The organism is Methylobacterium sp. TK26 (assembly GCF_055361565.1).
The window spans coordinates 1746476-1772500 of sequence record NZ_CM143965.1; the positions used below are offsets into that span (position 1 = coordinate 1746476).

Sequence of the window (26025 nt, forward strand, 5' to 3'; positions counted from 1 at the left end):
CCCGCAAAACACCGGGGGAAGGGCTACCATTCGTATTCCGCGCCGACCCCGAGGCTGGTCCGGCCGTCGCTGCCCGCCTCGCCCTTGAGCTTGATCCGGCGGGTGACGTCGACATCGACGCCCACGGCGGTGTCGGCGGGCTTGGCGCCGGCCTTCACGCCGATGCTCACCCGGTCGGAGATGTAGCGCGAGGCGCCGAGCGCCGGGCCGCCGCTCGCCCCCGTCGAGACGTCGAGGCTGTCGAGGCCGAGCCCCTTGCGGGCCTGCTCGAACACGTCGGGCCCGGCCGAGCCGCCGGAGAGCTGCGCCACGGCCTGGGCGAGCTGCAGCGCCTGGAATGGCGAGAGCCCGCCCGCCGCCTTCTTGAACAGCAGGCGCGACAGGATCTCGTCCTGCGGCAGGGACGGGTCCGAGGTCAGGGCGAATTGCGGGGCGTCGGCCGGGCCGGAGACGGCCACGCGGGCGGTGACGTCGCCAGCCTTGGTCTGGGCCGAGAAGTCGAGATCGGGGGTCGTCAGGCTCCCGGCGAAGGTGATCCGCCCCCGGTCGAAATCGAGACGCTGGCCCACGAGGTCGAACCGGCCCCGGCGCATGGAGAATTCGCCGTTGGCGCGGGGATCGCGCGAGGAGCCCGTCACCCGCAGCGAGCCGCCGAGTTCGGCATCGATGCCCCGGCCGCGCACGAAGATGTGGCTCGGTGCATCGACCGAGACGTCGAGGGTGGCGTCGAAGGGCGCGGCCGCCTTGCCGCGCCCCCGTCCCCGGACGGCCTTCGCCTCGGCGCGCTTGGCGAGGCGGGCGCGCAGCTCCGGCGGGGTGTTGACGTGGCGCACGCCCGGAAGCGGCCGGGCCGTGGCGGGCAGCCGGTCGGGCACCGCGACGTCGATGGAGGCGACATCGACCCGGCCGGTGATCTTCGGCGTGCGGGCGAGCGGGCCGGAGAGCGACAGGTCGAGCCCGGCCACCGCCGTCATGAGGGAACTCGAGACCAGTTCCGCCCGCTCGGCGGTGAGGCGGAAGGCGCCGGGGAAGCCGCCGGCCGGGTCGAGGTTGACCTTGCCCGAGGTGGCGACCCGCCCGCCGTTGCGGGTCGAGGCGGTGAGGCGTTCCACCACGAGGCTGTCGCCCCGCCCGGTCACGCGGCCCTCGATGGCGGTGAAGCGGATGCCGTTCAGCGGATCGGTGAAGCTGCCCCCCGACAGGGTGGCGCTGCCCTCGGCGCGGGGCGCGGCGAGGGTGCCGGTGACGCCGCCGTCGATGGCGACCCGGCCGCCGACGCTCTGGCCGGTGGCGCTGAGCACGGAGTTCGCCAGCGCCGCGTCCAGGGTGCCCTTGCCGCGCAGGTTGAGGGGGCCGCCGGGCTCGACGGGGAGCGAGCCCGACAGGGTCAGCGCCATGCCCCGCCCGGCGCTCACCCGCCCGTCGAGGCTGGCCTGTCCGTCCGAGAGCGTGCCGCGCGCCTCGGCCTCGATGGGCGGCAGGCCGGCGCTGCGGGTCTGCGGTGCGACGAGGCGCGCGACCTTGAGGGCGTAGCGCCCCTCCGGCCGGCTCGCCGGGCCATGCACGTCCGCCTCGCCGTCGAGGGTGCCCGACAGGGCGAAGTCGGGCGAGGCGATCCGGGCGAGGGACAGGGGCAGCGCGCGGATCGCGACCTTCAGGTCGAGGTTCTGTCCGGCCCGGCCGGAGACCTGCACCCGGCCCGAACCGGCGGCGATGGAGAGGCCGTCGATCACCGCCCCGCCCTCGGCGAGGGTGATCGTGGCCGGACCCGTCAGGGCGAAGCGGTCGGCGCCGCGCGCGGCCGAGAGCCGGGCGATCTCGATCCGCGTCGCCTCGGCGGGGATCAGCCAGGCGGCGCCGTCGAGGGCGAAGCCCCGGGCGCGGGCGGTGAGCACCACGTCGCTGGCGCTCGCGGTGCCGGTGGCGGCGAGGCGCAGCGTGTCGATGATCTGGCCGGCGGCCACGATCCGGTCGGCGTCGAGATGCCCGTCCAGGACCGGCCGGGCGCGGATGTCGGCGCCGCGCAGGTCGGCATCGAGCCGGGCCAGCGCCGTGTCGCCGTAGCGGAGGTTCGCGCCGGTCGCGCGGATCACCGCGCCCTGGCGCCCGCCGTCGCGGGTGAGCGTGACGGTGGCGTCGAGGCGCCCGGCGAGGGCTTCCGGGCTCAGCGGCGAGAGGTCGTCGAGGTTTCCCGCCCGCACGGCGAGGGTCCCGGCGGCGAGCTGCGTCGCCTCGGCGAGCGCCGCGTTGCCCTCGATCGCCACCGAGCCGAGGGTGAGGGCGAGCCGGTCGAGCACCCAGTCGGTGCCGGCCGGCAGCGCGGCGCGGGCGACATGCGCCCCGCCGGAGAGGGGCTTGCCGCCGACGTCGCCTGAGAGCTTCACGGTGCCGTCCGCCGCGCCGGTCGCGTCTTGCAGGGCGGCCTCGACGGCGAGGTTACGGATCGGCCGCCCGTCGGCGGTCGCCGAGGGGGCGGTGAGCGTCGCGGCGAGGTCGGGCTTTTCCAGGGAGCCGGTCAGCCGCGCGTCGAGGGCGGCGCGGCCGGTGAAGCGCGCATCGAGGTCGGTGAGGCTCTTGAGGTCGACGCGGGCGGCGACGTCGGCGGCGGCGGCCGTCGCCTGCCCCTGCAGCGTGGCGAGCAGGCCCGCGCCTTCGAGGCGCAGATGATCGAAGCCGTAGCCGTCATAGGTCCGCGAGACCCGGCCGGTGAGGGTCGGCCCCCGGCCGAGGAGGCGGTCGGCCGGGCCGCTGCCGGTGGCGAGGCCGGAGCCGGTGACGGTGAGGTCGGCGGCGAGCGCCTTGCGCGCCGGATCGCCCGAGAGCCGCGCCTTGGCCTCGACGCTCCCCGAGAGGCCCCGCCCGGCGAGGCCGGAGAAGGCGGCGAGGTCGGGCAGCGAGGCCTGGAGAGTCCCGGCCAGCACGTTCTGGCCGAGCCGCCCGACATAAGACGCCTGCGCGGTGTCGGAGATGGCGGAAAGGCGCGACACGTCGATCACCCCGTCCGGGCCGGCGCTGGCGCGCAGGGTGAGCTTCGCCGCCGAGCCGATGGCGCGGCGCAGCGCCGGATCGGCGAGGCGCAGCCCCTCGGCGTCGCCGTCCGCCATGATGGCGAAGCGCCCCGCCTTCGGGTCGCCCTCCGGCTCGACGGAGAGGGTCGCGGCGACCTTGCCAAGGTCGGAATCGCGGCTGCGGATGCCGGCGGCATCGAGCTTGCCGCGCACGGTCGGGGTGGTGAGCGGACCCCTGAGGCTGCCGTCGAAGACGAGCTTGGCGATCTCGGATTCACCCGCCTTCGTCACCTCGCCCTCGGTCGGCAGGGCACGGGCCTGAAGGGTCAGGTCGGCGACCCGGTCGGCAGTGATGCCGCCGGCGGCCGACAGCCGCGCCGTGCGGGAGGCCAGTTCCAGCCGGTCGATGCGGAAGGCGCCGCTGTCGGCGAAGGAGAGTCCGCCGTCGAGCTTGGTCGTGCCGGCAAAGATCGACGCGGCCGGGCCGGGCACCAAACCTTCGATCCGCGCGGCGAGATCGAGGGAGAGCCGCCGCTCGGCGCCGATGCGGGAGATCTTCGCGCCGCCCTTGGCGCCGATCTCCGGGCCGGCGGTGAAATCGAGGGTGGCGTTCCAGGCGTCCAGGGTGCCCTTGCCGTCGAGGTCGAAGGCGATGGGCGGCGCGCCGGGGATCGAGGCGGCCTTCGAGAGCAGGCCGCCCGCCTCCTCAAGCAGGTTGGCCTTCAGTTCGAGCTTGTCGCCTTTCGGCACATAGGCGAGCGTCAGGCGGAAGAACCCGGCCGCGTCGAGGCGCTTGGCCTCGGCGCGCAGGTCCAGGCCCTCGCTCGCCGCGCCGAGCTTGGCGCTGCCCTGGGCCGAGAGCCGGGCCGGCTGGCCGGCGATCTCCTCGCCGAGCACCAGCTCCGCGAGCTTGAAGCCCTTGATCTCGACCTTCACCGGAAGGTCCGGCAGCAACTTGCCGTCGGGCTTGGCTTCCTCCGGCGTCGGGCCGGGCAGCGGGCGCCGCAGCACCTCCAGCCGGCCGACCTCCAGGGTGTCGACCTCCAGCCGGCCTGACAGGAGCGCGAGGCGCCGCCACGAGATCCGCGCCTTGTCGAGCTTCAGCCAGATGCCCGCGCGGTCGCTCACGGCCACGTCGCGGATGGTCGCGTCCGCGGAGAGGGCACCGTCCACGGCGCCGATGGTGACACGGGAGGCGGGGGTGGAGAGCGCCTTCGACAGGAGCCCGCCGAGGACGGATTTGTCGCCGTCCTCCGCGCGGGGCGCGAGCGGCGCGAGGGTGACGAGGCAGAGGAGCGCGGCGAGCAGGGCCGCCCCGGTCTTGTGCGTGAAGAAGGCCATCAGAACGCCTGCCCGAGGCTGAGATACAGGACGGCGGGGCGGACATGGCCGCCCTTGTAGGCGTCGAGGGGGAAGGCGAGGTCGGCGCGGATCGGGCCGATGCCGGTATAGTAGCGCAGGCCGATGCCCACCGACTTGCGGATGGTCTCATCGAAGTTCGGCAGGGACGAGGCGAAGGCCGTGCCCGCGTCGAAGAACGGCACCACGCCGATCGTGTCCGTCACCTTGATCCGCGCCTCGATGGAGGCTTCGAGCAGGCTGCGCCCGCCGATGGGCAGGTTGAACGGACCGATGGGGCCGAGCGTCCGGTAGGGGTAGCCGCGCACCGAGCCGCCGCCGCCCGCGAAGAAGCGGAAATTGTCCGGGATCTCGCCGAGCTTCGCCCCCGAGACCGAGCCGAAGCCGACGCGGCCGGCGAGGATGAAGCGGGATTCGTCGTCCAGCGAATAATAGGTCGAGCCTTGCGCCTTCGCGACGACGATGCCGGGATCGGAGAGGCCGCCGGGATAGGCGGCGAGCGACGCGATGGCGCGGAAGCCCTTGGTGGGGTCGAGGAGGCTGTCGGTGGAATCGTAGGTGACGGAGGCCGGCACGCCGATCAGCCGGTAGTTCACCGTGCCCAGCGCGTCCTGCGAGCGGCCCGCCTGCGCGTCGAGACCGATCTGCGCCGAGAACGTGTCCGAGAAGCGATGGCGGATCGCGCCGGAGATGCCGCCGCCGTCCACGAGGTAGCTCTGCTGCACCTCGCGGGTGATGAAGGCGTTCGCCAGGAAGTCGTTGCGGGTACCCCAGAGGGCGGGCTGCACGTAGGTCGCCGAGAGGCGCCCGCCGAGGCCGTTGGTGCCGATGCCCGCCTGCTTGCGCTGCTGGGCGAAGGGATCGTAGCCGAGGCCGAGATAGTAGAGATCGGCGTCGAGGCGGAAGGTCTCGCCGCCGCCGAACAGGTTGCGGTTGGCGTAGTAGGCCCGCACCCCCGGCCCATCGACCGTCGAGTAGCGCGCCGAGACGCCGATCAGGTTCTTCTCGCGCTCGCTCACCTCCACGAAGAGCGGCAGGTTGCCGTCCGCGTCGAGTTCGGTCCCCTCGCGCACCCGCACGGCGCCGATGCCTTCCAGGCGCGCCACCGAGCGGCGGATCGCCGACACCGCCTGCGGCGAGTACGGATCGCCCGGCTCCGCATAGATGAAGGAGCGGATCGTGGCCGGGTCCATGCCCTCCGCGCCCCGGACGCTCACCGCGCCGATCCCGGCCTTCGGCCCCGGATCGAGGGTGAAGGTCACGTCCATGACGTGGGCGGAATCGTCCACGACGGGGTCGCGGTCCACAACCTTGGCGAAGGGGTGCCCCTGCGCGCGGAAATTATCGACGATGGCCGCCTCGCGGGCGAGCACCGTCGCGGAGCGGGCCGGCACGTCGTCATCGACGCGGGTGAGGCGCGGCGGCAGCACGTCGTCCGGGAAGGGCCGCCCGGCCCGGTCGCGCACCGCGATCCGGCGCAGGGTGTAGAGCGGCCCGAGATCGACGGCGACCTTCACCGGCACGAGGCCCCGGTTGCGCCAGCGTTCGGCGGCGCGCACCGCCGCCTCGGTCCGGCCGGGGGTGACGGGCACGCCATCGACGCGCACCTCCGCCCGGCCCTGATAATAGCCGTAGCCGGACAGCACGTCCGCGAGCTTCAGCATGTCCGCCTCGGCGCGGCGCACCAGCCCCTCCCCGTCCGGGGGCGCCTCCTGGCGCAGGCGGTACAGGGCGGAGGCGTCCTGCACGGCGGTCAGGACGTCGGAATCGTCGGTGCCGGTGATCTTGGCCGCATAGGGCAGAGCGGTCGGGCTCGGGGCCGGCGGCTCCGGCTCGGAGTCGAACAGGCCGAACAGATCGAAGGCGCGGGCGGGCTCCGGCAGGGCCAAGCCGGCGGCACCGGCCGCCCAGGCGATCAGCACCGCGCGGGCAACCCCCTGCGGCAGGGAGAACGGACGTCGAAGGAACACCAAGCGGGCTGCAGCCGTCAGGCCTGAAAGCAGTCGGTTTGGCCGTACGCGTTCCGATTCATGCTCGACGCCCCCACGTCTCGCTCAGCGCCTCGCCGGGGGCGCACACTCACCTCTGCCCGATGGCCGCACGATGGCGCGGCCCCGGCCTGTCACGTCACGCCGCAAATGAGACGACTCTGTGGCGAAGCTGCGATTCAGGCCGCTCTGACCTGTGAAAGGAAGCCTGCGACCGCTCCGCGCAGCGCCCCCGCCTGACGGGACAGATCGCTCGCGGCGGTGAGCACCTGATCCGATCCGTGGCTCGCCGTGGCGGCGGCTTCATCGACCCCCGCTACATGGCCGGAGACGGCGCGGGTGTCCTGCGAGGTCTGCACGGTGGTGCGGGCGATCTCGGCGGTGGCGGCGCCCTGCTCCTCGACCATGGCGGCGATGTCGGAGCCGATCCGCGCGAGATCGCGGACCATGGTGGCGATCCCGCCGATGGACCGCACCGAGGCGTCCGTCGCCCCGGCGATCTCGCCGACCTTGGCCGCGATGTCCTCGGTGGCGCGGGTGGTCTGGGCCGCGAGCTCCTTCACCTCCGCTGCGACCACCGCGAAGCCCCGCCCCGCCTCGCCCGCGCGGGCGGCCTCGATGGTGGCGTTGAGGGCGAGAAGGTTGGTCTGCGCGGCGACGCTGGAGATCATGCCGACGATCTCGCCGATGCTCGCGGCGGCCTCCGCGAGGCGGCGCACCTCGTCGGCCGCGCCGTCCGCGTCGCGCTGGGCGGTGGCGGCCAGGTTGGCCGAGGCGCCGACCTGCGAGGCGATCTCGCGCACCGAGACCGAGAGTTCCTCCGTCGCGGCGGCGACCGCGTCGGCTGAGCCCGCCGCCGAGTGCGAGGCGCTGGCGACCGCCCGGCTCAGGCCGGTCGTGTCGCGGGCCGCCTTGGCCATGCCGAGGGCCGAGGATTCGAGCTGGTTCGCGGCCGCCGAGACCGCCTCCACGATGCTGCCGACCTGTCCCTCGAAATCGTCGGCGAGGAGCTTGGCCGCTTGGCGCTGGGCGGCGGCGTGGTCCAGCGCCATGCGCTCCTGCGCCGCCTGCGCGGCCCGGCGTTCGGTGACGCTCTCGCGGAAGGTGACGGCGGCGTCGGTGATCGCCCGCAACTCGCGCGGGCCGCCGGCCGGCAGCACCACCGTCTCGGCCTCCGCGTCGCCCCGGCCGATGAGGGTGAGCGCCCGGGCCACCCGCGTGAGCGGACGGCTGATGGCGGTGCCGAGCGCCGCCGCGATGCCGACCGAGGCCGTAAGCAGTGCGAGCGCCCCGCCGATCCAGAGCCAGAGCAGCCGTTCGGCCTCCGCGTGCAGGGAGCGCGCCTGCCCGACCAACTCGCCGGTCAACTGGTCCTCGACGCCCTTGAGGCCGTCGATGCGCTGCGTGGCGAGCTTGAACCAGCCCGGCGCGTCGCGGAAGGAGGGAGCCTCGCCGGGGGTGAGGGCGAGCAGCGACTCGCGCAGCCGTGCGACCTCGCGGGCGGGCGCGCTCCCCTCCGCCGCATCGAGGGCGGCGGCCTGCGCGGGCGACGCGCTGGCGCGGAACAGCTTGGTGTAGGTCCCCTGGTCCGCCGTCAGGGTCGCGAGGCGGCGGGCGGCGGAAAGGTCGTACTGGCCGGAGGCGAAGACGGCCGAGGCGGCGGCCCGCTCCTGGCCGGCGGCCTCCTTCATCATCAGGAAGGCGGCATAGGATTGGGCGTGGGCGGCGATGGACGCCTCGTCCATGGCCCCGCCCATGGCGCGCACGAGGCCGAGGCCGGCGCCGATCATGCCCGTATAGAAGGCGCCGGCCTGCGGCGCGGGGATGGACAGGCCGTCGATCACCTTGCGCTGCGCCGCGAGGCCGTCGAGCTTGTCCGCGAAATCCTTGGCCGAGGCGGCGGCCGCGCCGCCCATGGCGGCGAAGCCCCCCGCCGCGACGGCCTCCTTCAGGCCCGAGAGCGCCGCGTCGGTGCGCACCCGCTGCGCGCTCAGTTCGGGGCCGAACTGCGCGCCCTTGGCCGCCAGGAACAGGCTGGAGGCGCCCCGCTCCCGCTGCGCCTCGTGGACGAAGGCGCTGATCCGCGAGGACAGCCCCACGAGATCCTCCACCTGGACCATCTCGGCGCGGCGCGTCCATTGATCCGAGATCGACACGCCCGCCGCGCCCGCGAAGGCGAGGCAGGGTGCGAACGCGACGGCCAGGATGCGGGAATGGAGCGTCGCGAGGAGGGTCATGATTCAGCCAGAAGTAGTGTTTGCGAGGTCAATACTCATGTAAGTTGATAAAATTATCGTTGCCGGGGCCGGACAGTGATCGCGGTGGCTTGCTCGTTTAAGCCGCAGATTGGGTCGAATCTGCTTGTCCGGTGTGCAGGTCTCCCCAAGTTTTCAGCGCGAAGATGACAGGTTGCAGCGAGCGGCCGCGCTCGGTCAGGCTGTACTCCACCTTGGGCGGGACTTCGGCGTAGACCCGTCGCGCGATCAGCCCGTCGGCTTCCATTTCCCGGAGCTGATTGGTGAGCATCCGCTGGGTGACGCTCGTCAGCCGGCGCCGGAGTTCGCTGAAGCGCAGCGTCCCCTCCATCAGGTGGTAGAGGATCACGCCCTTCCACTTGCCGTCGATGAGCCGGAGCGTGGCCTCGACGGCGCAGCCGGGGCTGCAATCGCCGCTGTGATGGCGGGTGCGGGCCATGGCGGTATCCTTTTCGACACTAGTGGCCTTTTATGTGCGTACTTGCGCGCTTGGAAGAGCGGCGGCATCACGCGGGCCTCGATGCGAGGAGGTCGCGATGCGCGCCGTCGGATACCGGAAGTCCCTGCCGATCACCCAGGACGAGGCGCTGGTCGACCTCGATCTGCCGCAGCCCGAGCCGGGACCGCGCGACCTGCTCGTGAAGGTCGAGGCGATCTCGGTGAACCCGGTGGACACCAAGGTCCGGCGCCGGGCCGAGCCGGAGGCCGGCGGCACCAAGGTGCTCGGATGGGACGCCGCCGGCACCGTCGTCGCCAGCGGCGCCGAGGTGACGGAGTTCGCCGTCGGTGACGCGGTGTTCTATGCCGGCGATCTCGGCCGCCCCGGGACGAACGCGCAGTTTCATTGCGTCGATGCGCGGATCGTCGGGCGCAAGCCCGAGAGCCTCGATTGGGCGCAGGCCGCCGCCCTGCCGCTTACGGCGATCACCGCCTGGGAGACCCTGTTCGACCGGCTCGACACGGGCCGGCCCGTGCCCGGTGCGGCCCCTGCGCTGCTCATCGTCGGCGGGGCGGGCGGTGTCGGGTCCATCGCGATCCAGCTCGCCCGGCAGCTCACCGACCTCACGGTGATCGCCACCGCCTCGCGGCCCGAGACGGCGCAATGGTGCCGGGATCTCGGCGCCCACCACGTCGTGGACCACGGGAAGCCGCTGGCCGCCGAGGTGGCGGCCCTCGGGATCGGCGCGCCGGGCCTCGTGTTCTCGACCACCAACACCGACCTGCATCTCGCCGCCATCGCCGAACTGATCGCGCCGCAGGGGCGCTTCGCCCTGATCGACGACCCCGAGAGCCTGGACATCTCCGTCCTCAAGCGGAAGAGCCTGTCCCTGCACTGGGAGTTCATGTTCACCCGCTCGATGTTCGCCACCGCCGACATCGCCGAGCAGGGGCGGCTCCTGAACGAGGTCGCGCGGCTCGTGGACGGGGGACGCCTGCGCACGACGCTCGGCGAGAATTACGGGCGCATCGATGCGGAAAACCTCCGGCGGGCCCACGCCCTGATCGAGTCCGGCCGGGCCAAGGGCAAGATCGTCCTCGAAGGCTTCGCGGATTAGGCTGGGGCGCGGGGGCCCTACAGGCGCAGCACCCGCCCCGCCCCCGCGACGCCCACCAGCAGCACCGCGACCGTCAGGAAGGCGGTCGGCAGGCTCGTGCCCTGGGCGACGAAACCGATCAGTGCCGGGCCTGCGAGCACCCCGGCATAGCCGAAGGTCGTGACCGCCGGCACGGCGACGCTCGGGGGCATCGCCGTCTGTCGTCCGGCGGCGGTGAACAGCACCGGTACGATGTTGGCGCAGCCCGCCCCGACCAGGGCGTAGCCGGCCAGCGCCGCCTCCCAGGCCGGCACGAGGACCGTGAGGGCGAGGCCGGCGGCGGCGCAGAGCCCGCCGAGGACGAGGACGCGCCTCCGCCCGAGCCACGCGACGATCCCGTCCCCCGCGAGCCGGCCCGCCGTCATCGTCACCGAGAAGGCGGCGTAGCCGAGGGTCGCCCGCGCGGCATCGACCCCCCGGTCCTGCGACAGGAACACGGCGCTCCAATCGAGCACCGAGCCTTCCGTCAGGAAGGTGATGCAGCACAGGATGCCGATGACGAGGACGATCCCGCGCGGGAGGGCGAAGGCCGGGCCGCCCGCCGTGGCGGCTCGCGCCAGGATGCCGGGCCAGGAGGCCGCCAACATCACGGCGATGGCGGCGACCGCGAGCAGGGTCGTGGTGCCGATCCCGAGGCCGGCGAAGAGCAAAGCCCCCGCCGCCAGCGCCCCGACGAGGCTCCCCAGGCTGTAGAGCCCGTGGAAGCCCGACATCATCGGGCGTCCCCTCGCCTTCTCCACGGCGACGGCCTGGAGGTTCATGGCGCAATCGACCGCGCCCATCCCCGCGCCGAACAGGAGCAGGCAGGGCGCGAGCAGCCACGCCGAATCGGCGTTCGCGAGGATCGGCAGGGGCAGGGCGACCGCGCCCGTGCCGAACAGCACCACCGGGCGCAGGCCGAAGCGGGCCGCCGCACCACCCGCGAGAGGCATCGCCGCGATGGAGCCGATGCCGAGGCAGAGCAGCAGGAGGCCGAGTTGCGCCTCGCTCAAGCCGGCCTGCGCCTTCACATGCGGGACCAGCGGCGCCCAGGCGGCGGTGCCGATTCCGACGATGAGGAACAGGAGGCGGGTGGACCATGCGCCGTCGCGGGAATGGGCGGCGCGCGGCTCGGTCGCGGCGAGGATCTGCATCGGCAGGCGTCGGCAATCGGGTGGCGGAGCCACACCTCTGGGGCGGCCCGCGCGTGGCCGCAAGACAGCCCGGCGCCAATCTGCCCTGCGTGGGGCCGGTTGCCCGCGTACTCATTTCGTTCTAGCAAGCTCACGCGGGGGCGGGTCCGCGAATGGACCGTCGCACCTTGCCATCGGCCAGCGGGGATCGACATGAGCCGGTGCCGCGGCCGGTTCACCGGACGCCTCCCCATCCGCGTCGACGCCTCGAAAGACCGCCGCCCTCATGGCCAGAGCCCGTGCCGGAGCCCAGAAGCAGGCCGCCGAACCCGCGAGCCCCCGTCCCGCCGCCGGCAAGGCCGGCGCCAAGACGACGGCTAAGACGACGGCGAAGGCGGCCGTGAAGGCGCCTCCGCGCGCCTCTGCCAAGGCCGAGGCGTCCATCGACGCCAAGCTGGAGAAGCTGTTCGATTCGGCCGGTCCTGCGGCCCGTGACCAGCGCGTCATCTCCGTGCGGGGCGCCCGCGAGCACAATCTGAAGAGCGTCGACCTGACGATCCCCCGCGACCGGCTGGTGGTGTTCACCGGCCTCTCGGGCTCGGGCAAGTCGTCGCTCGCCTTCGACACGATCTACGCCGAGGGGCAGCGCCGCTACGTCGAATCGCTTTCGGCCTATGCCCGCCAGTTCCTGGAGATGATGTCGAAGCCCGATGTCGATCAGATCGACGGGCTCTCGCCGGCCATCTCCATCGAGCAGAAGACCACCTCGAAGAACCCGCGCTCGACGGTCGGCACCGTCACCGAGATCTACGACTACATGCGCCTGCTCTGGGCGCGGGTCGGCATCCCTTACTCGCCGGCCACCGGTCTGCCCATCGAGAGCCAGACCGTCCAGCAGATGGTCGACCGGGTGCTGACCCTGCCGGAGAAGACCCGCCTGTACCTGCTCGCTCCCGTGGTGCGGGGCCGCAAGGGCGAGTACCGCAAGGAGATCGCCGAGTTCCAGAAGAAGGGCTTCCAGCGCCTGCGGATCGACGGCGAGTTCTACGCCATCGACGATGCACCGAAGCTCGACAAGAAGCTCAAGCACGACATCGACGTGGTGGTCGACCGGATCGTGGTGCGCGACGACATCGCCTCACGCCTGGCCGATTCCTTCGAGACCGCCCTCGACCTCGCCGACGGCATCGCCGAGATCGTGTTCGCCGACGTGGCCGAGGGAGAGGAGGCCCCGTCGATCACCTTCTCGTCGCGCTTCGCCTGCCCGGTCTCCGGCTTCACCATCGCCGAGATCGAGCCGCGCCTGTTCTCGTTCAACAACCCGTTCGGCGCCTGCCCGACCTGCGGCGGCATCGGCCACGAGATGCGGATCGACCCCGAACTCGTCATCGCCGACCCGGCCCTCAGCCTGAAGCGCGGGACGGTGGCGCCCTGGGCGAAATCCACCTCCCCCTATTACGGCCAGACCCTGGACGCGCTCTCCGCGCATTTCGGGTTCGAGACCACCACCCCCTGGGCCAAGCTGAGGGACGCCGACCGCGCCGTGGTGCTCTACGGGTCCGGCCGCGAGTCGATCCGCTTCTATTATGACGACGGCCTGCGCCGGTATTCGGTCAACAAGCCCTTCGAGGGCGTGATCCCGAACCTGGAGCGCCGCTACAAGGAGAGCGATTCCGACGCCGTGCGCGAGGAGATCGGGCGCTTCATGAGCGAGACGCCCTGCGCCGCCTGCCTCGGCAAGCGCCTCAAGCCCGAGGCGCTGGCGGTGAAGGTGGCGATGCACGACATCGGCGACGTCACCGACCTGTCGGTGAGCAAGGCGCACCGATGGTTCGCCGACCTGCCCGAGAAGCTGACCGCGAAGCAGAACGAGATCGCCATCCGCATCCTCAAGGAGATCAGCGACCGGCTGAGCTTCCTGATGGATGTCGGCCTCGAATACCTGACCCTGGCGCGGGGCTCCGGCTCCCTCTCCGGCGGTGAGAGCCAGCGCATCCGCCTCGCCAGCCAGATCGGCTCCGGCCTGACCGGCGTGCTCTACGTCCTCGACGAGCCCTCCATCGGCCTGCACCAGCGGGACAACGAGCGGCTGCTCGGCACGCTGAAGCGCCTGCGCGACCTCGGCAATTCGGTGATCGTCGTGGAGCACGACGAGGACGCCATCCTCCAGGCCGATTACGTGGTCGATGTCGGCCCCGGCGCCGGCATCCATGGCGGCGAGATCATCGCCCAGGGCACGCCCGCCGAGGTGCTGGCGAACCCCGCCTCCCTCACCGCCAAGTACCTGACCGGCGAGCTGGCGGTGCGGATGCCCGCCGCCCGGCGGAAGGGCCGCAAGGGCACGCTTCAGGTGTTCGGCGCACGCGGCAACAATTTGAAGGACGTGGACATCGCCGTCCCCCTCGGCACCTTCACCTGCGTGACGGGCGTCTCGGGCGGCGGCAAGTCGACCCTCGTGATCGACACGCTCTACAAGGCGGTGGCCAAGAAGCTGAACGGGGCGGTGGAGCACCCGGCGCCCTACGACCGGATCGAGGGGCTGGAGCATCTCGACAAGGTCATCGACATCGACCAGTCGCCCATCGGGCGGACCCCGCGTTCGAACCCCGCCACCTATATCGGCGCCTTCACCCCGATCCGTGACTGGTTCGCCGGCCTGCCGGAGGCCAAGGCGCGCGGCTACCAGCCGGGGCGCTTCTCCTTCAACGTGAAGGGCGGGCGCTGCGAGGCCTGCTCCGGCGACGGCGTCATCAAGATCGAGATGCACTTCCTGCCGGACGTCTACGTCACCTGCGATGTCTGCAAGGGCAAGCGCTACGACCGCGAGACGCTGGAGGTGAAGTACCGCGAGAAGTCCATCGCCGACGTCCTCGACATGACGGTCGAGGAGGCGGCGGAGCTGTTCAAGGCGGTGCCCTCGATCCGCGACAAGATGGAGACGCTGAAGCGCGTCGGCCTGCATTACGTCCGCGTCGGCCAGCAGGCGACCACCCTGTCGGGCGGCGAGGCCCAGCGGGTCAAGCTGTCGAAGGAATTGTCGAAGCGCGCCACCGGGCGCACGCTGTATATCCTCGATGAGCCGACGACAGGACTTCACTTCCATGATGTCGCGAAGCTGATGGAAGTGCTTCACGAGCTTGTCGACCAGGGGAATACCGTCGTCGTCATCGAGCACAACCTGGAGGTCATCAAGACCGCCGATTGGGTGATCGACATGGGCCCCGAGGGCGGCGACGGCGGCGGCAAGGTCGTGGCCGTGGGCGTGCCGGAGGAGATCGCCGCGTCGAAGGCGAGCCATACCGGGCGGTTCCTGCGCGAGGTGCTGGAGCGGCGCGCGGCCAAGCCCGCCCCCCGCCGAAAGGCCGCCGGCTAGGCGAGTCGGCAGTTTCTGCCGGTTCGGTGGGCGAAGCGCCTGCCGAAGCGGCATGATTCGACCCCGGGAACGGTCGTCCGGGGCTTATGCAACCCAAAGATTCGCCTGTCGGGCGCCCCGACGGGGCCTCGCGCCGCCCCGGGGCGGGGGCGGGGGCCTTGCCGGTTCGTCCCGTCTCTGACTGGGACAACAGCTTGACCGTTCAACGATATTTTGCCGAACGGGCCGTCTTAGGCATGTGTTGCAACGCGGCAAAAATGCGGCTTTTGCGCAACGGTTTGCTCCAACCTGCCAAACCGGCAAGCATTGCTCTGTCTTTCCGAGGTCCTTTGTAGAATAGTCCGAGACGTTGAGACGGGGCGGCTCCGTGGGGGCGCTCGGCATTGAATCGGACGGCCACCGCAGAAGCGGATGTGACCGGCACGGTAATGCCGAATGCGGGACGGAAGCCAGAGACCTTGGGAAGGACCGATATAATGATGAAGAACTGGCTCGCGGCCGGCGCGGTCGCGCTCTCGGTCGGAATGACGTCGACGATCGCGCAAGCGCAGACCACTACTGTCCCGGGTGAGCAGGTCGGTCTCGCCATTGGCGCGCCGCTCCCCGAGGGCATCTACGCCCTGAACACCTTCACCTACCGCCGCACCGACGGCCGGAACGATCCCGATACGGCCGTCAACATCCCGGTCCTCGTGTGGTCGACCCCGCTGGTGCCGTTCGGCGGCCGCATCGAGCTCCTCGTGGCTCCCCCGACCGTGTTCGCCTTCACCCGTAACCCGGCCGGCGTCGCCAACAAGGACATCTCGATCAACGTCGGCACCTTCGTCGGCGGCATCTGGGCGTTCGACCTGGGCGGCAACTTCGGCGTCAGCTTGCTCGGCGGCGTGTACCTGAACGACCTGAACGGCGACCGCGGCTCGATCATCACCGCCAACGGTGCGACCGCCACCCCGGTTCTGCCGCAGCTCTCCTCCAACACCTACCGCTTCGGCGTCGCCGGCAGCTACACGGGTGACGGCTGGAACCTGACCGCCAACCTGACCGCCAACATCTACGACTCCCCCGGCCGGTTCGACGGTCGCGTGGGCGCCTTCATCGGCCCGCTGCGCCTCTCGGATGCCCTGAACTTCGACCTCACGGCCACGAAGACCTTCGGCAACTTCGAAATCGGCGCCGTCGGCTACGGCACCTACAACTTCGACATCAGCCCGCTCAGCGCGGCGGCCGGCAACCGTGGCCGCTTCGCCCTCGGCGGTCTCGTCGGCTACGACTTCAAGGTGTTCAAGGTTCAGGCCTACGTCGCCCGCGACGTCGTGACCGGCTCTACCATCCCGGCGACCGCCTTCCGCGCCGCCCGCGAGAACTACTCCACCGACGGCTGGATCCGCTTCATCATCCCGCTGTACAGCCCCGCCGCCGCCGTTTCCCCGGTCCCGGCTCCGCTGGTTCGCAAGTACTGAGAACGGCATCGGATGCGGCGCCCCAGGCGCCGCATCCCCCGCGCTCGCCGACGCCCGGTCTCCCCTGGAGGCCGGGCGTTCGTCGTTCGGGCAACCCGGCCCCGCCGCCGCACCGGGTGTCGGGCGGGCTCGGGTCGCCTACTTACGTCGAACTGACGATTCACGCGGACGGCCGACGAGGCGTCCGCAGGTTGTGCGAGGCCAAGAGGCGCCGACCATGCAGGGCGAACGCAAGATCCCGGTTCAGGTCCAGCCGAAGGCCGCCGATTACAGCTACGACCTCGACCGGGCGATCGGCGCGGTCGTCTCTCTGTCGAGCCGCGTGCCGGAAGACGGGTTCACGGCGGAGACCCTCGGCACCGAGCGCGCGGGCAACGCGGTGGTGATCGGCGAGGACGGGCTCGTCCTCACCGTCGGCTACCTCGTCATGGAGGCCGAGAGCGTCTGGCTGACGACCCGCGAGGGCCGGTCCGTGCCGGGGCACGTCCTCGGCTTCGATGCCGCCACCGGGTTTGGCCTCGTCCAGGCCCTGGGCGATCTCGGCACGTCCTCCTTAAGGCTCGGCCGCTCGTCCTCCCTCAAGATCGGGGACAAGGCGGTGCTGGCGGGGGGCGGTGGCCGCTCCCATTGCGTCGCCGTGGAGGTGATCGCTCGGCAGGAATTCGCGGGCTATTGGGAATACGTCCTCGACGAGGCGCTGTTCACCGCGCCCTCGCACCCGCATTGGGGCGGCACGGCGCTGATCGGGCCAAAGGGCGACCTTCTCGGCATCGGCTCCCTGCAATTGCAGCAGGGGGGCAGCGCGGCGGGCCGCGCGATCAACATGGTCGTGCCCATCGACCTGCTGCCGCCGATCCTCGATGACCTGCGCATGCGCGGCCGGGCCGACCAGGCCCCCCGCCCCTGGCTCGGCATCTACGCCACGGAGAGCGAGGAGGGCATCGTCATCATGGGCCTCGCCGACGGGGGCCCCGCCGAGGGCGCCGGCCTGCAGGGCGGGGACGTGATCGCGGCGGTGGCGGGCGAGCCCATCGCGGACCTCGCGGCCATGTTCCGCTCGATCTGGGCGCTGGGGACGGCCGGGGCCCGCATCCCGCTGACGATCCGGCGGGACGGGCGCACGCTGCTGCTCACCATCGTGTCCGGTGATCGCCACGCCTTCCTGCGGACGCCCTCGGTCCATTGAGGGCGCCACAACGCTGCCGCGAAAACGCCTGGACCCTGCACGTTCCACAACCGTAATCTCAGGGTCCGTTCAGGTCGCCGGCCCAATTCTCCCTCTCGAACCGGCGCCCTGGCGCCGGGAGACGATGGAGATCATCTCATGGCACTCGTGAGCACCCTTCGCGGAAAGGCTCTCGTCAAGCCGGCCCTGCTCGCCGCCGCGCTGGTGGCTGGCGGGCTTGGCCTCGCGGATTCGGCGCAGGCCGCCGGCGGCTGCGGCCCCGGCTTCCACCCGAACCCCTGGGGCGTCTGCCGCCCGAACTACGGCTACGGCCCCCGCCCCTATTGGCGGCGTCCGGTGCCGGTCTACGGCTACGGATACGGCTATGCCCGGCCCCGGCCGATCTATCGGCCCTACGGCTTTTACGGGCCTCGCCCGTTCTACTAGGCCGTTTCGCAGCCGCGAATTGGAAAGGCGTCCCGCCAGCCGGCGGGGCACCTTTTGCGTGTCCGGCTCCTGCCGATGCATGCGCCTATAGAATGACCACGGGGTAAAGTTGCACGAGTCTTAAGCTGGCTATGACATCGGCGCAGGGCAGGTGCTTGGCCTTGGCTCTGACGCTGCGCCGCAACCGGTCTATATGTGCAATGCATCAACAACAGGCAGCGGTGCCCCTGCTTTCGGCACCGTCTGCCTCATGAGAGGCCAAGAGTTCCATGTCTGCCGCCCGCAGCGTTCTGTCCCGTGTCCGCGCCTACCTCCGCTACCGCGATACGGTGTCCCAGCTCTCGCGCCTGTCGGATCGCGATCTTGCCGATCTCGGCATCAACCGCACCGACATCCCGGGCATCGCGCGCTCCTGATCTCAAGGGGCTCACGCCCGCCTGACGATTGAAGGGCCGTCACCCGTTGATCCGGGTGGGGGCCCTCCGTTATTTTCAGGCATGACGCACACCATTCACATCGTCGGCGGCGGTCTCGCCGGGTCCGAAGCCGCCTGGCAGGTCGCCGAAGCCGGTCACCATGCCGTGATCCACGAGATGCGCCCCGTGCGCCGCACGGAGGCGCATCACGGCGAAGGGCTGGCGGAACTCGTCTGCTCCAACTCCTTCCGGTCGGACGACGCCAACGGCAACGCCGTCGGGCTGCTGCACCAGGAGATGCGCAGCCTCGGCTCGCTGATCATGCGCGCCGCCGATGCGCATCAGGTCCCGGCGGGCGGGGCGCTGGCCGTGGACCGCGAGGGCTTCTCCGCCGCCGTGACGGCCACCCTCGAACAGCATCCCAACGTCACCGTCGTGCGGGAGGAGGTCGCCGGGCTTCCGCCGGAGGAATGGGGGCCGTGCATCGTCGCGACGGGCCCCCTCACCGCCCCCGATCTCGCCGAGGGCATCCGCGCGCTCACGGGCGCCGAGTCGCTGGCCTTCTTCGATGCCATCGCGCCGATCGTGCACCGCGAGTCCATCGACATGGACGTGGCGTGGTTCCAGTCGCGCTACGACAAGCCGGGGCCGGGCGGCACAGGGGCCGACTACCTCAACTGCCCGATGGACCGGGAGCAGTACGACGCCTTCATCGCGGCCTTGATCGGCGGCGAGAAGATCGGCTTCAAGCAATGGGAGGGCACGCCCTATTTCGACGGGTGCCTGCCCATCGAGGTCATGGCCGAACGCGGCCCCGAGACCCTGCGCCACGGGCCGATGAAGCCGGTCGGCCTCACCAATCCTCGCGCTCCCGACCGGAAGCCCTGCGCCATCGTCCAACTCCGGCAGGACAACGCTCTGGGCACCCTCTACAACATGGTCGGCTTCCAGACGAAGCTGACCTATTCGGAGCAGGTTCGGATCTTCCGCACCATCCCCGGCCTGCAGAACGCGGAGTTCGCCCGGCTCGGCGGCCTTCACCGGAACACCTATCTCGACAGCCCGCGCCTCCTGGACGCGACCCTGCGCCTGAAGGCGCGGCCCGCCCTGCGCTTCGCCGGGCAGATCACCGGCTGCGAGGGCTACGTGGAGAGCGCCGCCGTGGGCCTGATGGCCGGGCGCTTCGCGGTGGCCGAGGCGGCGAGCGCGCCGCTCGCCCCCCTGCCCCAGACGACGGCGCTAGGCGCCCTGATCGCCCACATCACCGGCGGGCACGTCTCGGCCGAGGAGGGCAGCGGCCCGCGCTCGTTCCAGCCGATGAACGTCAATTTCGGGCTGTTCCCGCCGCTGGAGCGGATGCCGCGCGGGGAGGCCGGGCGCCGCCTGCGTGGGCCGGAGAAGGCCGCCCTGAAGAAGCGCGCCCTCACCGACCGGGCGCGGGACGACCTCGCCGCCTGGATGGCGGGCGGTCAGCCGGTCCAGGCGGCGGCCGAATAGCGCCGCGCCCGACCCTCACCCCTCCTCGCGCCGCGCCTGCCGCATCTCCTCCCAGCGGGCGAGGCGGTCGGCGAGGCGGGTCTCGTAGCCCCGGTCGGTCGGCTCGTAGAGATGCTGCCGGCCCAGCGCCTCGGGCCAGTAATCCTGGCCGGAGAAGGCGTCCGGCTCTTCGTGGTCGTAGCGGTAGCCCTCCCCGTAGCCGACCTTCCGCATCAGCTTGGTCGGCGCGTTGAGGATCACCCGCGGCGGGGGCAGCGAGCCGGCCTCCTTGGCGAGGCGCGTCGCGGCCTTGTAGGCGGTGTAGACCGCGTTCGATTTCGGGGCGCAGGCGAGGTAGATCGCGGCCTGCGCGAGGGCCAACTCGCCCTCCGGGCTGCCGAGGAAGTCGAACGCATCCTTGGCCGCGTTGGCGATCACCAGGGCCTGCGGGTCGGCGAGCCCGATATCCTCCACCGCCATGCGCACGAGGCGCCGGGCGATGAACAGCCGGTCCTCGCCGGCATCGAGCATCCGGCAAAGGTAATAGAGCGCCGCATCCGGGTCCGAGCCGCGCACCGTCTTATGGAGCGCGGAGATCAGGTTGTAGTGCCCCTCCTGCGCCTTGTCGTAGACGGGGGCCCGGCGCTGCACGATCCGTTGCAGGGCGTCCGCGTCGAAGGTCTCGCCCGGCGCCGCCGAGCGCCAGACCTCCTCGGCCAGCGTCAGCGCCGCGCGCCCGTCGCCATCGGCCATGCGGACGAGAACCCCCCTCGCCTCCTCGGTCAGCGGTAGCGCCTGCCCGCTCAAATCCTCGGCCCGCGCCAGCAGGCGGGCGATGGCCCCCGGATCGAGGGCGCGGAACAGCAGCACGCGGGCGCGGGACAGGAGCGCCGCATTCAACTCGAAGGAGGGATTTTCGGTGGTGGCGCCGATCAGCGTGACGGTGCCGTCCTCCATCACCGGCAGGAAGGCGTCGAGCTGGGCGCGGTTGAAGCGGTGGATCTCGTCCACGAAGAGCAGGGTCGCCTGCCCCTGCGCCCGGCGCTTGCGGGCGGCCTCGAACACCTTGCGCAGGTCCGGCACGCCGGAGAAGATCGCCGAGATCTGCTCGAAATGCAGGTCCGTCGCGGAGGCGAGGAGCCGCGCCACCGTGGTCTTGCCGGTGCCCGGCGGGCCCCAGAAGATCAGCGAGCCGAGGTTGCGCCCGCGCAGCAGGCGGGTGAGCGCCCCGCCCTCCCCGGTCAGGTGTTCCTGGCCGACCACCTCGTCGAGGGTGCGCGGCCGCAGCCGGTCGGCCAGCGGACGGTTGACGCCGCTCTCCGGTGCAGGCTCGGGCGGCGGGGCGGGCTCTGACGATCCGAACAGATCTGACATCCCGGCATGAACACCGCCCGCCCCGGCCGATGCAAGCGCCGGGGACCGGTCCTCAACCGCTGAAGATCGAGGTCATCACCTCGCCGTTGCGGTTGATGACGATCTCCCACGAACTCGGCGTGGTGCGGATCACCCGGTCGAGGTCCTTGGTCGTGGCCATCGGCATGCCGTTCACCGCCACCACGATGTCGCCCTTCTGCAGACCGGCGCGGGCGGCGAAGGACCCCTCGTCCACGGATTCGACGGCGACGCCGTCCACCGTGAAATCGACCTGAAGGTCCTCGGCGACGGCGGGGGAGGTGTTCACGAAGCTCGCCCCCAGGAACGGCGAGCGGGAGCGCACCTTCAGCGAGTCGCGCGGGCGCGTCTCCGGGGCCGGGCCGAGCTTCACGTTCACCGTCTGGCGGCTGGTGCCGCGCAGGATGCCGAGCTTCGTCTGGCCGGTGATGCCCTTCAGGGCGAAGCGGTAGCCGAAGGCCTCGGGATCATCCACCACCTGCCCGTCCACCGACAGGATCAGGTCGCCGCGCTTCAACCCGGCTTCCTCGGCCGGGCTCTTGGGCTGGAGGCTCGCCACCAGCACGCCGGTCGGATGGTCGAGGCCCATGCTGTCGGCGATGTCGGGCGAGACGGTCTGGACCCGCGCGCCGAGCCAGGGCCGACGCACCACGGTCAGCCCGTCCTTGGCGGCCATGACCACCGCTTTGACCATGCTGACGGGAATGGCGAAGCCGATGCCGTGGCTGCCGCCCGATTGCGAGTAGATCGCGGTGTTGATGCCGACCAGTTGACCCTGGAGGTTGACGAGCGCGCCGCCGGAATTGCCCGGATTGATCGCGGCATCGGTCTGGATGAAGTACTGGTAGTCCGCCGAGCCGACCTGCGTGCGCGCCAGCGCCGAGACGATGCCCTGCGTCACCGTCTGGCCGACGCCGAACGGGTTGCCGATCGCCATCACGAAGTCGCCGACCTCCAGCTTGTCCGCGTCGCCGAACGGCATCGGGTTCAGCCCGGCCGCCGGCTCCTTGATGCGGATCACCGCGAGGTCGGTGCGGCTGTCGCGCAGGACGATGGACGCCTCGAATTCCCGCCGGTCGGCCAGGGCGACGCGCACCTCATTCATGTTGTCGATGACGTGGGCGTTGGTGATGACGAGCCCGGAGCCGTCCACCAGCACGCCGGAGCCGAGGGATTTCTGCGCCCGGTCGCCCCGGGGGCCGCGCCCGCCTTCCGGCTCGCCGAAGAAGCGGCGCATGAACTCCTCCATCGCGCTGGCGCGCGCGTTGGAGCGCTTGTCGACATGGGAGGCGTAGACGTTCACCACCGAGGGTGCCGCCCGCTTCACCACCGGCGCGAAGGAGAGCTGAACCTCGCCCCGGCTCAGGGGCACCTGCTTGCCCGCGTTGTCCTGCGGCTCCGTCCTCGCCATCTGGGCGGAGGCGGTGCCGCCGAGGATCACGGCGAAGAGCGCGGCAAGGGGCAGTCGGATCGTCATGCGGGGCTCCGGATGCGGGCGCTCCCGCCGGCCGAGCCGGACGAGAGCCTTTGCAGGGAGCCTATCGGAGCCGATTAAGGCAGGCGCGCGACACCTTCGCCGAAGCGCCGCTCTTTCCGTCACACCACCGGCTTGCGCTTGACGCGGCTGCCGGACACCGCCTGCGCCGCGATGGCCTGGGCCACGGCCGCGTGCGCGCCGCTCTGGGCGCCGCTCTGCACGGGGGGCACCCGGTGCATCTTCCCGAGGCCGAGGGCGCGGGCGAGTTCGGAGCGGCGCTCGGAATAGGACGGCGAGGTCATCGGGTAGCTGGCATCGAGCCCCCACTTCGCACGGTAGGCGTCGGGGGTCAGGCCATGCATCGCGAGGTGGCGGCGCAGGGTCTTGTAGGGTTTGCCATCCTCAAACGAAATCAGGAAATCCTTCGTAATCGAACGCTCGATTTCCTGCTGAGTCAGTTTCGGCGGAAGCTCGATAGGGCGACGCTTGCTCTCGACGTCCCACATCACGCGGTACACGCTGGTCAGAACGTCCGGAATGTCTGACGGCTGGATGTGGTTGTTGCTGACATATGCCGTGACGACTTCGGCGGTCAGCGCCAACAGGCGATCATCGAATGTGGAAGACATCGTCTTGACCTATCTGGAGGGGTGATGACGTAAAAAGCACCATGGATAGCTGTATAGCCTTCTCATCCGTCGCACTCAACTCACAGACGCGCTATTTCGGCGCTGCAACCCGAAATTCTGGCAATTTACCGGCCATGCATGCGTGCGATCTGTCCGGGTCTCCGTATTCATATCGTAAAAAAGAATGATGTCTCGCCAAACTCTTATCACCCCTTCACTGATCTATGTTGCGTGCAATAAGCTTTTGGCACAGAACGAATGAAAATCAGTCATGATGAAAAAGAGTTCATTCTTCGTGGATGAGATTGTGGCTTTGCAAAAGTGGCGATGCCATCGCGTTGACAGGACGACCCGAGCCACGCGAACAAGGCCGCATGTCGCAGACGCCCCATCGCCCGACCTCGCCGAGCGAGCGCCTCGCCCTCGCCGGCATCGCCGCCCTGACGCTTGTGACGGTGCTGATCGGCGCCCTGGCGCCGGGCGGGCATGGCTCAGCTCCCCGCACGGTGGCGGACGATCCCACCTGTCTCGAATGGTCGAACGGCTGCCAGGTCTGCAAGCGCTGGCCGGACAGCGTCGCCTGTTCCCTGCCGGGCATCGCCTGCGAACCCGGCGCGCAGCGCTGCCTGATTCGAAACGACGGGTGAGCGACCCGTCGGCGTTCCTGCGGTTTGCGCCGAGCCCGAACGGGAGGCTGCATCTCGGCCACGCCTATTCCGCCCTACTCAACGCCAGGATCGCCGCCGACCTCGGCGGGACCTGCCGGTTGCGCATCGAGGACATCGATCCGGCCCGGTCCAGGCCCGAATTCGCGGAAGCGATCCTCAACGATCTCGCCTGGATCGGCCTGACCTACCCGGAACCGGTTCGCCGCCAATCGGCGCATATGAGCGAATATCGCGCTGTGCGCGATGGCCTCATCGCGGCCGGATGGGCCTATGCGTGTTTTTGCTCACGCGGCGAGATCCGGGCGCGGGCGGTGGCCTGCGATCCGGACGGCGCACCCCTCTACCCCGGAACCTGTCGCGACCTCGATCCCGCCGAGGCCGCCGCCCGGTGCGCGCGGGGCGAACCGTATACGTGGCGGCTCGCCCTGTCGCGCGCCCTCCCCCATGCGCTGAGGCACGGCCCCCTCGGCTTCATCGCCTTCGAGGGGGATGGCGAGCGCTGGGTGCCCGCCGATCCGGCGCCCTGGGGCGACGCGGTGATCGCCCGCCGGGACGTGCCGACGAGCTACCATCTCGCCGTGGTCCATGACGACGCTCTCGAGGGCATCACCCATGTGGTGCGCGGCGCCGACCTCGAAGCGGCGACGACACTGCATGTGCTGCTACAACGGCTCCTCGGCCTGCCGAGCCCGCGCTATCACCATCACCCGCTGATCCAGGATGAGGAGGGGCGCAAGCTCGCCAAGTCGCGGGGGTCGCCGAGCCTCGCCTCCCTGCGGGACGCGGGCCTGTCCGCCGGGGCGATCCGCGCCCGGCTGGGATTCGCCTGAGGGGGCCTACCGGATCGCGGCGTCGCGCTGGGCCAGGGCCGTGGCGCTCTTGGCCTTCTGCATCGTCGCTTCGATCTGCTCGCGCTGGCGCCGGAAATCGGCGAGCAGCCGCCCGTCCAGCTCGCGTCCGCGGGGCACGCGGATCTTCATCGGGTCCACGAAATGGCCGTTGATGATCACTTCGTAATGGAGGTGGGCGCCGGTCGAGAGGCCGGTCGAGCCGACATAGCCGATGACCTGGCCCTGGCGGACGCGCACGCCTTCGGTGATGCCTCGCCCGAAACGCGACATGTGGTTGTAGGTCGTGACGTAGCCGTTGATGTGCTGCAGCTCGACCCGGCGCCCGTAGCCGGAGGTCATCTCGGCGCGGATCACGAGGCCGTTGCCGGCGGCCATGATCGGCGTGCCGATCGGGTTCGACCAATCGACGCCGGTATGCAGCTTGGCATAGCCGAGCACCGGGTGGCGGCGGTAGCCGAAGCCCGAGCGCATGATGCCGTCGGCGATGGGCTTGCGCAGGAGGAACTTCTTCAGCGAGCGCCCCTGGTCGTCGAGATAATCGATCGAGCCGTCATCGGGCGATTGGAAGCGGAACACCTTGCGGGTCTCGCCGCCGAGGGTGAGCGCGGCATAGAGCAGGTCCGGCCGGTCGGCGCCGGAGCCTTCCTCGTCATACGTATAGAAGACGTCGAGCCCGTCGCCGCTCTGCACCCGGCGCTGGAAGTCGAGGTCGTAGCTGAACACCCGCACGATGTCCTCGACGGTGGTGCGCGGGATGTCGTGCCGGCCCGCCGTCTCGTAGAGGCTCTGGTAGAGGCGGGGGCCGGAGCCCGAATCCTCGTCCTCCTCGTCGCCCGCATCCGCCTGGGGCTGCGCCTTCTGGCCGGGGATGTCCTCAGTCGGCGGGGCCACGGAGACGAAGGTGCCTCGGTCGTTGATCGCGGCGATGCCCTCGATGCCGTTCTCGCCGTAGAGGACCACGCGCGTCACCTGCCGCGCGTTGGCCGGCTGGGCGCCGGGCGCGATCTGCACGCGCATCTGCTGTCCGTCCGACAGGGCGGAGGTCTTGGTCCGGCCGCCGAGCGCCGCGACGATCCCGCGGATCTGCTCGTCGCTCGCGAGGCCGGTGCCCTTGATCGTCGATTCGAGGGTCTCGCCCTTAGCGAGGGCGATGTCGCGCTCCTCCACGAGGGGCGGCTCGTTCGGCTTCAGATCCGTCTTCGCGAGCTTGGTGACGTTCTCGGGGACGACCAGCACCTCGATCGCCTTGAACGGGTTGTTCTCCTTGGGCGCCCCGTCGAGGGCGCCGGCCGCCTGCTGCAACGTGCGCGAGAGCATGATCTGCGGCGCGATCGGGATGGTGGTCCGGCGCCCG

At 70.9% G+C, this 26025-nt stretch carries 18 protein-coding genes (1 of these 18 running past the window's edge); 9 read left to right on the plus strand and 9 right to left on the minus strand.

The annotated features are described in order from the left end of the window. Positions 1–23: 23 nt before the first annotated feature. The 4 genes from ACXJ1Y_RS08420 to ACXJ1Y_RS08435 form a co-directional block, all read right to left on the minus strand. Positions 24–4349: a translocation/assembly module TamB domain-containing protein gene (locus tag ACXJ1Y_RS08420; protein ID WP_463849600.1), complete on the minus strand. Its 4326-nt coding sequence runs from the start codon at positions 4347–4349 to the stop codon at positions 24–26. Further along, positions 4349–6289, minus strand: a complete 1941-nt coding sequence (locus ACXJ1Y_RS08425) for an autotransporter assembly complex protein TamA (protein ID WP_463850070.1) — start codon at positions 6287–6289, stop codon at positions 4349–4351. The genes ACXJ1Y_RS08420 and ACXJ1Y_RS08425 overlap by 1 nt, the downstream gene beginning before the upstream one ends. 245 nt (positions 6290–6534) lie before the next feature. Then, positions 6535–8592, minus strand: coding sequence for a methyl-accepting chemotaxis protein (locus ACXJ1Y_RS08430; protein ID WP_463849601.1), 2058 nt, complete (start codon positions 8590–8592; stop codon positions 6535–6537). Positions 8593–8689: 97 nt separating this feature from the next. Next, positions 8690–9049 (minus strand): winged helix-turn-helix transcriptional regulator, encoded by a 360-nt coding sequence (locus tag ACXJ1Y_RS08435; RefSeq protein WP_463849602.1) that lies wholly within the window; start codon positions 9047–9049, stop codon positions 8690–8692. A 97-nt stretch (positions 9050–9146) separates the two neighbouring features. Here ACXJ1Y_RS08435 and ACXJ1Y_RS08440 point away from each other — a divergent pair, with 97 nt between their 5' ends. After that, positions 9147–10166: a zinc-binding alcohol dehydrogenase family protein gene (locus ACXJ1Y_RS08440; protein ID WP_463849603.1), complete on the plus strand. Its 1020-nt coding sequence runs from the start codon at positions 9147–9149 to the stop codon at positions 10164–10166. Between the two features lie 17 nt (positions 10167–10183). Here the strand turns inward: ACXJ1Y_RS08440 and ACXJ1Y_RS08445 are convergent, their stop codons facing one another. Then, on the minus strand, positions 10184–11338 hold the full coding sequence (locus ACXJ1Y_RS08445) for an MFS transporter (RefSeq protein WP_463849604.1): 1155 nt from the start codon (positions 11336–11338) through the stop codon (positions 10184–10186). Between the two features lie 265 nt (positions 11339–11603). Here ACXJ1Y_RS08445 and uvrA point away from each other — a divergent pair, with 265 nt between their 5' ends. From uvrA to trmFO, 6 genes are all read left to right on the plus strand, one after another. Next, positions 11604–14690 carry an excinuclease ABC subunit UvrA gene (uvrA, locus tag ACXJ1Y_RS08450; protein WP_463849605.1) on the plus strand — a complete coding sequence of 1029 codons (3087 nt, stop codon included), beginning with the start codon at positions 11604–11606 and terminating at the stop codon, positions 14688–14690. A gap of 476 nt (positions 14691–15166) precedes the next feature. Further along, the gene (locus ACXJ1Y_RS08455) at positions 15167–16150 is read left to right on the plus strand and encodes a transporter family protein (protein ID WP_463849606.1); all 984 of its coding nucleotides are present in this window, start codon (positions 15167–15169) and stop codon (positions 16148–16150) included. A gap of 217 nt (positions 16151–16367) precedes the next feature. Continuing rightward, positions 16368–17336, plus strand: a complete 969-nt coding sequence (locus ACXJ1Y_RS08460) for a S1C family serine protease (RefSeq protein ID WP_243951748.1) — start codon at positions 16368–16370, stop codon at positions 17334–17336. 138 nt (positions 17337–17474) lie between these two features. Then, the gene (locus ACXJ1Y_RS08465) at positions 17475–17762 is read left to right on the plus strand and encodes a GCG_CRPN prefix-to-repeats domain-containing protein (protein ID WP_463849607.1); all 288 of its coding nucleotides are present in this window, start codon (positions 17475–17477) and stop codon (positions 17760–17762) included. Between the two features lie 269 nt (positions 17763–18031). Beyond that, positions 18032–18178, plus strand: a complete 147-nt coding sequence (locus ACXJ1Y_RS08470; RefSeq protein WP_243928606.1) for a DUF1127 domain-containing protein — start codon at positions 18032–18034, stop codon at positions 18176–18178. A gap of 81 nt (positions 18179–18259) precedes the next feature. Further along, a complete protein-coding gene (gene trmFO / locus ACXJ1Y_RS08475; RefSeq protein WP_463849608.1) occupies positions 18260–19675 on the plus strand; it encodes a methylenetetrahydrofolate--tRNA-(uracil(54)-C(5))-methyltransferase (FADH(2)-oxidizing) TrmFO in 1416 nt (471 codons plus the stop codon). Positions 19676–19690: 15 nt separating this feature from the next. Here trmFO and ACXJ1Y_RS08480 read toward each other — a convergent pair whose 3' ends face one another. From ACXJ1Y_RS08480 to ACXJ1Y_RS08490, 3 genes are all read right to left on the minus strand, one after another. Continuing rightward, a complete protein-coding gene (locus tag ACXJ1Y_RS08480; protein WP_463849609.1) occupies positions 19691–21028 on the minus strand; it encodes a replication-associated recombination protein A in 1338 nt (445 codons plus the stop codon). Positions 21029–21080: 52 nt separating this feature from the next. Beyond that, positions 21081–22523, minus strand: a complete 1443-nt coding sequence (locus ACXJ1Y_RS08485; protein ID WP_463849610.1) for a Do family serine endopeptidase — start codon at positions 22521–22523, stop codon at positions 21081–21083. A gap of 119 nt (positions 22524–22642) precedes the next feature. Further along, complete coding sequence (locus ACXJ1Y_RS08490) at positions 22643–23152, minus strand: Ros/MucR family transcriptional regulator (protein ID WP_463849611.1); 510 nt, start codon at positions 23150–23152, stop codon at positions 22643–22645. Between the two features lie 374 nt (positions 23153–23526). Between ACXJ1Y_RS08490 and ACXJ1Y_RS08495 the strand changes: the two genes are divergently transcribed. Further along, the gene (locus tag ACXJ1Y_RS08495) at positions 23527–23799 is read left to right on the plus strand and encodes a hypothetical protein (protein WP_463849612.1); all 273 of its coding nucleotides are present in this window, start codon (positions 23527–23529) and stop codon (positions 23797–23799) included. Beyond that, positions 23796–24650, plus strand: coding sequence for a tRNA glutamyl-Q(34) synthetase GluQRS (gene gluQRS / locus ACXJ1Y_RS08500; protein ID WP_463849613.1), 855 nt, complete (start codon positions 23796–23798; stop codon positions 24648–24650). Before ACXJ1Y_RS08495 ends, gluQRS begins: the two co-directional genes overlap by 4 nt. Positions 24651–24656: 6 nt before the next feature. On the opposite strand, the gene ACXJ1Y_RS08505 is transcribed toward gluQRS, so the two are convergent. Further along, positions 24657–26025 carry the 3' portion of a M23 family metallopeptidase gene (locus ACXJ1Y_RS08505; protein ID WP_463849614.1) on the minus strand. It continues 647 nt past the right edge of the window, so the window shows 1369 of its 2016 coding nt (coding positions 648–2016); its start codon lies beyond the right edge, outside the window; it ends in the stop codon at positions 24657–24659.